Consider the following 9,693-nt stretch of genomic DNA (forward strand, 5'->3'; position numbering starts at 1 on the left):
GAAAATTAATTATGGGTTTTAAGAATATTATAGAAAAATTTGCGGTTAATTACGCCCATAATACCATGCAAAAATCTCTTTATAACGGCCTAAATATCGACATCTTAGATCAAAAATACGTAAAAACGCCGCGCGAAAATACCGAGTATATGCTTTACGCTCACGTGCCGTTTTGCCACACGTTTTGTCCGTATTGTTCGTTCCACAAGTATCATTACGAGCAGGAGCTGGCTAAAATTTATTTTGAAAATTTAAGGCAAGAGATGCGGCAGGTTAAGGCCGCGGGCTTTGATTTCGGCTCGCTTTACGTCGGCGGCGGCACGACGCTCATAAACGAACCCGAGCTTGAAAAAACGCTCGTACTGGCTAAAGAGCTTTTTAATATCAAAGACGTGTCCTGCGAGAGCGATCCAAACCACATCCAACCCGAAAATTTAAAGAGATTTCAAGGACTCATCGACCGTCTAAGCGTGGGCGTACAAAGCTTTGACGACGAGACGCTAAAACGCGTAGCCAGATACGAGAAATTCGGCTCTAGCGAGGCCTTACAAGAAAAGCTGAAAAAAGCTCTTGGCGTGCTGCCCGTGATGAGCCTTGATCTTATCTTTAACCTTCCTAATCAAACCAAAGAGCAGCTGTTAAACGACATCAAAATCGCAAAATCCATAGCACCCGAGCAGATCACGTTTTATCCGCTGATGAAGTCGCCTCTTACGCGCGATGCGATCGCAAAGTCGCTAGGCGTCGCAGATAGCGACAACGAGCGCGAATTTTACGAGATCATCTGCGAGAGCTTTAGCGACTATCATCAAAGCAACGCTTGGGCATTCGGCCGAGATAGCGCGAATTTGCGCGACGAATACGTCGGCAGCCACCACGAGTACGTGGGCGTAGGTAGCGGCGCGTTTAGCTTTTTAAACGGCGAGCTGGTTATCAACGCCTTTAATCTGCTCGACTACGGCCGCCGCGTTAAAAGCGGCGAAAGTCCAGTTATCGCAAAGTGCGGCTTTACGAAAAAAGAACGGCTAAAGTATATCTTCCTCACCGAGCTGTTTGACGGCGGCGTAAATATCGCCAAATACGACGAGTTTAACGGCGCGAATATCAAAAAAGAGCTATTTGCCGAGCTAAATTTGCTAAAGCTAGTCGGCGCTATCTACGAAGAGGGCGGCCGCATCGTGCCGACGGAATTTGGCAGATATCTTTGCCTCGTGCTCATGCGCGATTTTTACGCGGGCATGGATAAGGTACGCGCGATATTTAAAGACGACGCGAAGATAAAACGCAGTAAAATTTTGCGCATAATGAGCGAAGAGACGCATGCGGACTTTGAGGACGCTCTCATCTCGCCTAGAGCCGCGGTGTAATTAGCAAACCCCGTAAATTCGGCTAAATTTAACCGAGTCTGCGCGAAATTAAGCGTTAAATTTACTCTTTTTTAGCAGGATTTGCTTAGCCCGCGTCCGCTAAAGGCGCGCTAAAGTGCTTTAAATTTAGCCCTGCGTAGCCAAAAACGCCGAAACGAATTTGCTAAAAGGAAAAATATGCAGCTTCAAGATTTGCTTGGCAGACCGATCCACTCTAAAGAGGTCAAAGAGTTTTTAGCGCGGTGCGGCTTGCCGCGTAACCCGACTCCAAATTACGATTCTTACGGTAATTTGTTTTGGACGAGGGCAGATAGCGACGAAAATGGGGTTTATAGCGCATTTACGGGCTACGTAAGATATGTGGATATGTACGGAGAGCCCATCGGTAGCTATAACAAGGAAAAAGACCAGCTGATTTTGCACGAGATTAGCGTCTATCCCGAAAAAGCGGGCGGAAATTCGGTCGTAGATTTGCCTTTTGGCTTAAATTTAGGTGACGATAAAAAGACCGTCGAGGCAAAAATAGGCAAGAAGCTCACGGGTAAATGCAAAACGGATTACGGGTTTGGCTACGACGCTTTCTTTGAGGAATTTCGTTTGATAGTGGCATTAAATTTTGACGAGAAGCTGAGCTGGATTAGGTTGTTTAAATTGGAACTGCACGAAAAAGAGCGCGCCCGCCTAAAAGCGCATCTGCGGTCGCAAAATAAAAACATAGACCCAAGCCGCATCCCCGAGATTCAAGCGCTTGGCGTCAAAACGCCTATGGCGGCGTGGCGCAAACGTATGCAAGAGGGCGATGAGATGTTTTGCGAGCAGAGTATTGCGGCCGTAGAGGCGGCTCTAGCTAGCTACGCGCAAACTCTGTGCGAAGCGACGCAAAAGAAAAGCGCCTCGGCCGTATATAGCCGCACCGCAAAGCTCGTAAAAGCCCTAAACAAAATCAACGACAAATACGGCCTCATAGAGACCGTGGAGCGCGAGGAGCTGTGGGAGTGGATAGACGCGCTCGTGCGTAAAACGGGGCTAGAGTTAGGCGAGGACGTAGACATAACCGAGGAGTGGCGCGAGTGGTAGATAAAGGGGCTCGTAAAGGAGACCAAAAAGCCTTTGCCAGAGCGAGGCTATGCGGCAGCATAGGGCTGAGCGAGGCTGACGCCATCGACGACTACGCCTAGACGGAGGAAATAACGCGCCGCAAAGCGCAACACAAACGGCAAGATTCGCAAGATATCCGCCCAAATTTAAATAAATACAACGTAGGGCTTGCTTTTTTTGATGTCAAGGGGATGCTCTTTGCTTGCCTGCTTCTCTTATAGGCGATTTAAGAGGCGAGTACCGTTTTGATTTGAAATTTACCTTTACTCGTCTTACCGACTATACTTTGTCGCAGTTTAGCCTTCTAAACGATAACCAAAAGCAAGCAGTCGGAGACTATCTGCGTTACAAAGACGCAAACGGCCTAATCCGCGACAAAAAGCGCTCTCAAAAGCCCTTAAATTTTGGGGCGAACCTGAGCCGAATTTAAAGTCCAAATAAACCGCCGATTAAGAAATGGCAAATTTTCTCAAAAACCTCGGTAAAGAAGCCCTAAAAGCTCGCACAAAAGCTTTACGCGCAGGCGCTGCAAGGCGGCCTCGCGAGCTAGCTATGTTTTGAGCTATTTTGACGGTGCGGACGGCTACGTGGCCTTCATATGCGCGAAACTTCCCCGTAAGAGCCAAAATGTAAGCCTTGAAGCAGACGCGGACACGGCCTGCTTTATTACTTTTGGCGATTAGCGCCGATGAAATCCTCTGCGCGGGACATCTTAGCCTTTGCCTTAGGACGGTAAATTTACCGCCGTTTCTACGGCGCCAAGCCTCTACGCGGTGCTTAAAAATACTATAAAAAGCAAGAAGCCCAATATAGCCTCGCGCGGCGGATAAACGCGTAAATTTAAACGCCCTAAATTTACGCGACGCGGTATAAATTTGCTAAAATCCCGCGAAATTTGATTAAATTTGCGGGATTTGGCGCGCCTGAGCCGTCAAATTCGCGCTGTTTTTGCAGGCTGCGCAAATGGATTTAAATTTAACATCAAATCTACCCGCCGCCCAAGCTTGTTTAAATTTAATTTATGCTAAATTTCGCCCCGAAAGCGACCTTGCGGGCGCAAATTTTATCAAAGGCGAAGCGGTGGATACGGATAAATTTTTAAGCGAAATTTGGGGCGCTCTTAAGCTCTTTTTAGACCCCAAAACGCAAATTCTCGCAGACGAGCGAAGCCTCGCTGTTTTACTCGCGGCGGATGTGGAGAATTTCGATAGATTTATGGCGCTAAAGGAGTTTAGGGATATCCTTCACGCGCTTGGGCTAAAAGCCGACATATACAGCCTCCAGTGCGCTCAGCTAGGCGCGATAAATGCTCTAAAATCCGCAAAAATCTCAAAATCAAAGCTCCTGGCCGCCTTAGAAATCCTGCAAACCGAAAATATAATCTCCGCCGCGCATTTTAAGAGACTCTCGGAGTTTTTGCAGGCCCTCGGCGCGGATTTGACCGCAGGGAACGAGCAAGAGGGCTCAAATTTTAAAAAATCAGACGTATTTCACCAAAAAATAGACGCGCTAAACGATATCTGCGAGCGAATTTTATCGCTAAACCCGCACGCGCACGTCGCAAACGCGGCGACAAAAGCGCGGCAAAAAGCGCATGAGTTAGAGTTTAACGTCGCGGTTACCGGCGTCATAAACGCGGGCAAATCAACTCTGCTAAACGCACTGCTGGGCAAAAAAATTCTGGGCGCTTCAAACGTGCCGGAAACCGTAAATTTGACCGTGCTAAAATACTCGCCCGAGCCTTTTGCAAAGGTAAATTTTTGGAGCGAAGCTGAGCTAAGAGAGCTTGGAATAGCCCAAGTTCAAGATAACGAAATAGCCGAAATTTACGGCGGCGCGGGCGTCAAATTTGAGAGCGAAACGGCGCAAAATTTAAAGGTCAAATTTAACGCGGACGACGAGTCGGCGGTTAAATTTGAGAGCCCTGACGCGAGAGAGATTTGCGCCGAACCGCCGGCTAGCAAGACCGTCAAAACGGACGAGATCAAGTGCTACACCTCGGCAGACTCCAAATACGCCAAATTCGTAAAAAGCGTCGAGCTTTACGAAAATTTGGAGCTTTTAAAGGATAACGTGCGCATCATCGACACGCCCGGCATCGACGACGCTGTGGCTGCGCGCGAGGAGCTGGTACGGCGATTTATGCGGGAGTGCGACCTGATGGTGCACCTGATGAACGTCTCGCAAAGCGCCACACAAAAGGATCTGGACTTCATCGTCGCAAGCTTGCAAAACTCGCATGCCGTAAAGCTCGCCGTGTTGCTAACTCACGCCGACGTGCTAAAGGTGGGCGAGCTAAACGAGGTTGCCGCCTACGCCAAAAAGAGCGTCGAGGAGCGTACGCGGGGGCTTGGCGTCGGGGCGGAGTTTTTCGCTGTGAGCGCTAAAAGCTACTTTGAAGGCGGGCAAAACAGCGGCGTCGAGGAGTTTAAGGAGTATCTTTACGAGACGCTTTTTGGTCAAAATAGCCAAAAATCTCGTCTTGGCATCGAGGCGTATAAAAAGGAGCTCGGACGCGTCTGCGTGCAGTTTGCGGCGGATACGCAAAGCGAGATTTTAAAGCTAACGGGTTCAAATTTGAGCTTGTCGCAAAAGCTTTCTGAACTAAACGAGCAAAAAGCCGCGCTAGCTAGCCGTCTAGAGGACGTGAGGGGCGCGGTAAAAGAGGAGCTGGAGCGCCTAGATACGGCCAAAACTGCGGCTAGCTACGAGCTTGGGCTAAAATCTCTTGCTCAAACGCTAAAGCAGCGCATCGCGGATGATATAAACTACGCGGCCTCTAAAAAACAAAAGATCGATCCGCAGCGCCTCTCGCGCATCGCGCAAACGACGATCAAAGACGGCGTTGCCGCCTTGATGCGTCAAAACCGCAACGAAATCGTACGGCAAATCACCGCGTGCGCGCAAAATATCGCGCTAAAATTCGGCGAATTTGAGGGTAAAACAGCAGCGACCGAGGTCTTTAGCATAAACGACTATCTGAACTCAAAAGGGATAAGCTTAGAGTGCGCCCAGGTCGCGGACGCGGTGGCTAGCGCGGCAAACTCGGGCGCGCAAGACGTAGCCGAAGCCGCCAAAGTAGCCGCGGAGGAGTTTTTGGGCGCTCAGCGGATCAAAAATTTCGTTTTCGAGCTTAGCGAATTTGAAAAAAGCGAGTTTAAAAAGCAGATCGAAGCCGCGCTAAAAGATAAAGAAAAAGCGCTCGCAATCAGCGAAGAGGCGCTAAAAAACGAGCTTGCCGAGCTGGCAAAAACTAGCGGGCGGGACTTGCAGGAGCTAGAGCGCCTAAACTCGCAAAGCGAGGCGATAAATGCCATAAATTTGGAGCTGCAAAGTGTTTGAGGAGTTTATAAACGCGTATAAAACGCGGTATTTTAAGATATTTTCGGACGATTTTCACGGGCGATTTAGACGGCTGCAAAACGAGCTAACCGAGCCCAAATTTCACCCGAGCGCCGAGCTAAAACGGGAGCTAAATAAACTCGATCTGTTTTTATCTAGCCCGCTTACGGTCGCTATCGTCGGCCAGTTTTCTAGCGGCAAATCGACGTTTTTAAACGCGCTTTTGGGTAGCGAGATTTTACCCTCGGGCCTAACTCCCGTGACCTCAAAGCCGACTTTTATCAGATACGGCGCCGCGCCAGGACTTAGCGTGCTTTACGAAAACGGCAGAGAGTTGTATCTAGGCGTCGAGGAGATATCACGCTTCGTCGATCAGCGCGTGTTTGGCGATGACGTGAGCAGGCTTTGCGTTTATGCGCCCTCTGAAATTTTAAAGTCGGTAAATTTCGTCGATACGCCCGGGCTAAACTCGCTCTCAAAGGCCGACACCGCCGTCACGCACGAAGTGCTAAAAGACGTCGCGGGCGTCATCTGGCTAAGCCTCGCCGACAATGCCGCGCGCGCTAGCGAAGCCGCGCAGATCGAGGAGTTTTTGGCTGGCGGGGGCAAAACGGCGATCTGTTTGCTAAATCAAAAAGATAAGCTAAGCAACGACGAGCTTGAGCGTCTCAAAACTCACGCGCAAACGACGTACGGGCGATTTTTCGAGCGCATTATCGCAGTTTCCGCCAAGCAAGCCGTAAACGCCCAAGCTGCGGGCGATGCGGCGCTTTTAGCAGAGTCGAATTTTAGTGCGGCGATAAGCGCTATCCGCGAGCTTTTTGGCGGCGAAGAGATAAAAGAAAAATTCGTGCGCGAAAAGTGCGCTAGGCTGGTTGCCGTAAACGCTGCTCAGCACGAGCGAATCGCTAAAATTTACGAAAAAGCGGGCGAGATAATCTCCAAATTTGACGCCGAGCTGGAGTCAAATTTAAGAGCCGTACAAGAAAATTTTAAACCGAAAATCGAGCTAGCCTTTAACGAGCTAAAGCACGTCGCAAAGCTCGTTGCAGACGAGATCCTAGCCAGCCTAAAAAGCAAAAAAAAGTATAAATACTCGCCGCGAAAAACGTTGCTAAAGGGCGAGTATTTTGAAGCTAGCGAGTATGAGGCGGTGGATTTTGACAGCGACGAGGTGTTTTCAAAACTCATCTACAACGACGTGAAATTCGCCAAATTTTTTAGAACGTACAAGCGGGGTTTAAGCGCGTTGCAGGAGGAAATCGGCGCGGCGTTGGATGAAATTTACGCACGGCTGGAGCGCGAGTTTATGATGTATAAGTCCGAATTTGAAAACGCGCAAAAAGAGGACGAAACGCACTCGGATACTCTGTTTGCCGACGTTAGGACGTATGCGGGGCAGGTGTATAGGACGTTTTTGCGAGACTATGAGACGGCGAAATTTAAAGGACTGCAAAAGACGGCGCTGTTTTTTGAAAAGCTAAACCTCAAAGTCGCCGCAAACTACGAAAACGCCGTTAAAATCGCCGTGTATTTTCTAAAAGAAAAGATAGCAGGCTCTATGCGCGCGCACGAGCAAAACGGCTTTGCTCTGTTTATCCCGAGCTTTGACGAGGTGCAAGACCGTGTTTTACTGTCGCTAAATTTATACGAATTTGAAAATGAAATGCTGGGCAATGCGTCTTTTTTAAATAAAATTTTATCGGCATTAAAGAGCGAATTTGCGCAGATAAAGGACGAAAAACTAGCTAAGATCGCGGCCCTATCGGCCGGACATGAGAGGCTAAGGGATGAAATTTTAAAAGCGGGCGAAGGGTTTGGCGGTAAAATCCTGCTTTGAGCGTGGCGATCTAGGCGATATTTGACAGCCAAGTTAAAATTTGCTCCCAAACGGGCTTTTTGTCCTCGTCCTTGAAGCCTAAAAGTAGCTTGATGAATTTAAAAACGAAAACAACGAGCAGGAAAATATACGTGACGAAAATGCCGACTAAAATTTCGTCGAAATACTCTTTTGATATAAAGTAGATGAGCGCGCATAGCGGAGCGCAAAGGGCTGCGATGCCTAAAAATAGCTTGGCTTGGCGTAGTAAAAATTCCCCCATGCCTGATAACCCTTCCAAATTTGAGTAGCCAAGGCCGCGATAAATTTAAATCGCTTGCCAAATTTGCACCCGCCGAGCTACGAATTTAACGATCAAATTTGCAAAAACGCGCGATAAAGCCGAGCGTGTAACTCAATTTTAGAGCAAGCGCAGTCAAATTTAACAAAAACGTTAGGCTAAATTTAACTAAATTTAATCCGCCGCACTCCAAATTTAGCCGAAATTATCCGTCAAATCCGACTTTCTTATCCTCGCCGAAATTTGAGCTCATCTCGCGTTTGATCTCGCTTTCAAAGTCGCCCATCGTAAATATCCCATCCTCGCGCACGGCTACTTTTAGCGCGGTATTTTTGAGCGCGAGCATGATTTGCGCGCCGCTTAGCTCAAATTTAGCCAGCTGCTTGACGTCGAAATTTTCCTCAAAGCTCGCATTTTCGGGTAGCACTTTGCGCCAGATCGCAAGGCGAGCGGCGAGATCGGGCTTTTTAAACTCGATCTTATAATCAAACCTGCGAGAAAACGCGATATCTAGGCTTTGCAAGAAGTTCGTCGTGGCGATGAGTACGCCCTCAAAGCGCTCGATTTGCTCCAAAAATATATTTTGCATTTGATTGTGCATCTTGTCCGCGCCGCTGCCGCCCTCGACGCGCGTGCTTAGAAACTGATCGGCTTCGTTTAGCAGCAGCACTGGCTCGCTCTTGCTTTTAGCGCAGATTTCTTTGTACGTATCGAAAATTTTACGTACGTTTTGTTCGCTCTCGCCGACGTATTTGCTCAAAATTTTAGAGCAGTCAAAGCTAAGAACCTGCTTTTTTAGGCTCTTTGCGAGGCTTAGCGCGCTCATGGTTTTGCCCGTGCCAGGCGGCCCGTAAAAGATGATTTTGGCGTCCACGTTTTTACGCGACTTGATGCCCCAGCTAGATAGGCGCGCCAGCACGCGGCGATCTACTTGCTTTAGGATCGCGTCTAGCAGCTCTTTTACCTTGACGTCCAGCACGACGTCGTTTATGTCGGTCGATGGCTCGATGAGCTCAAAGATTTCCTGCTCTTTTACGAGAGTTTCTAGCGCTAGTTTTTTGCTTTTGCTCTCGGTTTTTGGATGCATTACGCTTTGTAAAATTTCATCGGTTATGTAAAACGTCCTGCTAAAGCCGCCGTAGGTATTTAGCGACTCGTCGTAGTCGATGAGGCCGTTTTCGATTAGTTTTGAGCCCTCATCCAGTAGGGTGCGATTTTTTATGCGCTCAAATTCGTCCGCGCTTAAAATCCCCACAAGCGCGTTTAGATCGCGGTTTGCGTCCGTTTCGCCGACGTATTCTTCCTTTAAAAGCGCGAGGAAAATAAGCTGTTCTTTGTCGTTTAGCGCGTTATCTTTGAAAATTTGCTCGACGGAAATCGAAATTTTGCTTAAATTTAGCCGTTTTTCGATGATGGCTTCTAGCTCTTTTACGTCTTTTTCTAGGCGGCTTTTGGCGTCGCTTGATACGTTTTTGCTAAAAAACGAGAGCTTGCCGTAAAGCTCCACGCGCAAAAACTGATCTTTTAGATAGTCAAGATGATCGGCGTAGGGCGCGACTGCAGGTAGCGTAAGTCCAAACTCGCCTTCTTCTAAAATTTTTAGAAAAAGCGGCGAGAGTGAGATCTCGCTGTGAAGCAGGCTGAGTAAATTTGAGCCAGAGCCCTCTGCGCCCTGGTTTTTAAAGATAGAAAATCCCTGCACGATCCAGCCACTTTCTAGCAGATTTTTTACGTCTGCAAGGCCTGCTAAAAATTTATACTCCTCG

Annotated in this window: 6 protein-coding genes; 4 read left to right on the forward strand and 2 right to left on the reverse strand. The window is 48.3% G+C overall.

What is annotated here, in order from left to right; genetic code table 11:
* Window positions 1-11 precede the first annotated feature (11 nt).
* The 4 genes from RYL88_RS02765 to RYL88_RS02780 all read left to right on the forward strand — a co-directional run bounded on the left by RYL88_RS02765 (window position 12) and on the right by RYL88_RS02780 (window position 7,647).
* Window positions 12-1,367: a coproporphyrinogen III oxidase family protein gene (locus RYL88_RS02765; RefSeq protein ID WP_314988867.1), complete on the forward strand. Its 1,356-nt coding sequence runs from the start codon at window positions 12-14 to the stop codon at window positions 1,365-1,367.
* Between the two features lie 177 nt (window positions 1,368-1,544).
* Window positions 1,545-2,444 carry a hypothetical protein gene (locus RYL88_RS02770; RefSeq protein ID WP_314988868.1) on the forward strand — a complete coding sequence of 300 codons (900 nt, stop codon included), beginning with the start codon at window positions 1,545-1,547 and terminating at the stop codon, window positions 2,442-2,444.
* A gap of 984 nt (window positions 2,445-3,428) precedes the next feature.
* A complete protein-coding gene (locus RYL88_RS02775) occupies window positions 3,429-5,807 on the forward strand; it encodes a dynamin family protein (protein WP_297966759.1) in 2,379 nt (792 codons plus the stop codon).
* A complete protein-coding gene (locus RYL88_RS02780) occupies window positions 5,800-7,647 on the forward strand; it encodes a dynamin family protein (RefSeq protein WP_297966756.1) in 1,848 nt (615 codons plus the stop codon). Before RYL88_RS02775 ends, RYL88_RS02780 begins: the two co-directional genes overlap by 8 nt.
* A gap of 10 nt (window positions 7,648-7,657) precedes the next feature.
* Here the strand turns inward: RYL88_RS02780 and RYL88_RS02785 are convergent, their stop codons facing one another.
* Window positions 7,658-7,909, reverse strand: coding sequence for a hypothetical protein (locus RYL88_RS02785; protein WP_314988869.1), 252 nt, complete (start codon window positions 7,907-7,909; stop codon window positions 7,658-7,660).
* A 223-nt stretch (window positions 7,910-8,132) separates the two neighbouring features.
* Window positions 8,133-9,693: ATP-binding protein (locus RYL88_RS02790; protein ID WP_314988870.1), on the reverse strand; the 1,561-nt coding region annotated here is incomplete at its 5' end.

Origin of the sequence: uncultured Campylobacter sp. (genome assembly GCF_963517995.1) — a bacterium.
In the GTDB taxonomy this organism is placed as follows: Bacteria; Campylobacterota; Campylobacteria; order Campylobacterales; family Campylobacteraceae; genus Campylobacter_A.

Excerpts from the sequence above, each read along its gene's own strand:
- RYL88_RS02785 (WP_314988869.1), bottom strand. The coding sequence starts at position 7,909 with ATGGGGGAATTTTTACTACGCCAAGCCAAGCTATTTTTAGGCATCGCA.
- RYL88_RS02765 (WP_314988867.1), top strand. The coding sequence starts at position 12 with ATGGGTTTTAAGAATATTATAGAAAAATTTGCGGTTAATTACGCCCAT.
- RYL88_RS02770 (WP_314988868.1), top strand. The coding sequence starts at position 1,545 with ATGCAGCTTCAAGATTTGCTTGGCAGACCGATCCACTCTAAAGAGGTC.
- RYL88_RS02775 (WP_297966759.1), top strand. The coding sequence starts at position 3,429 with ATGGATTTAAATTTAACATCAAATCTACCCGCCGCCCAAGCTTGTTTA.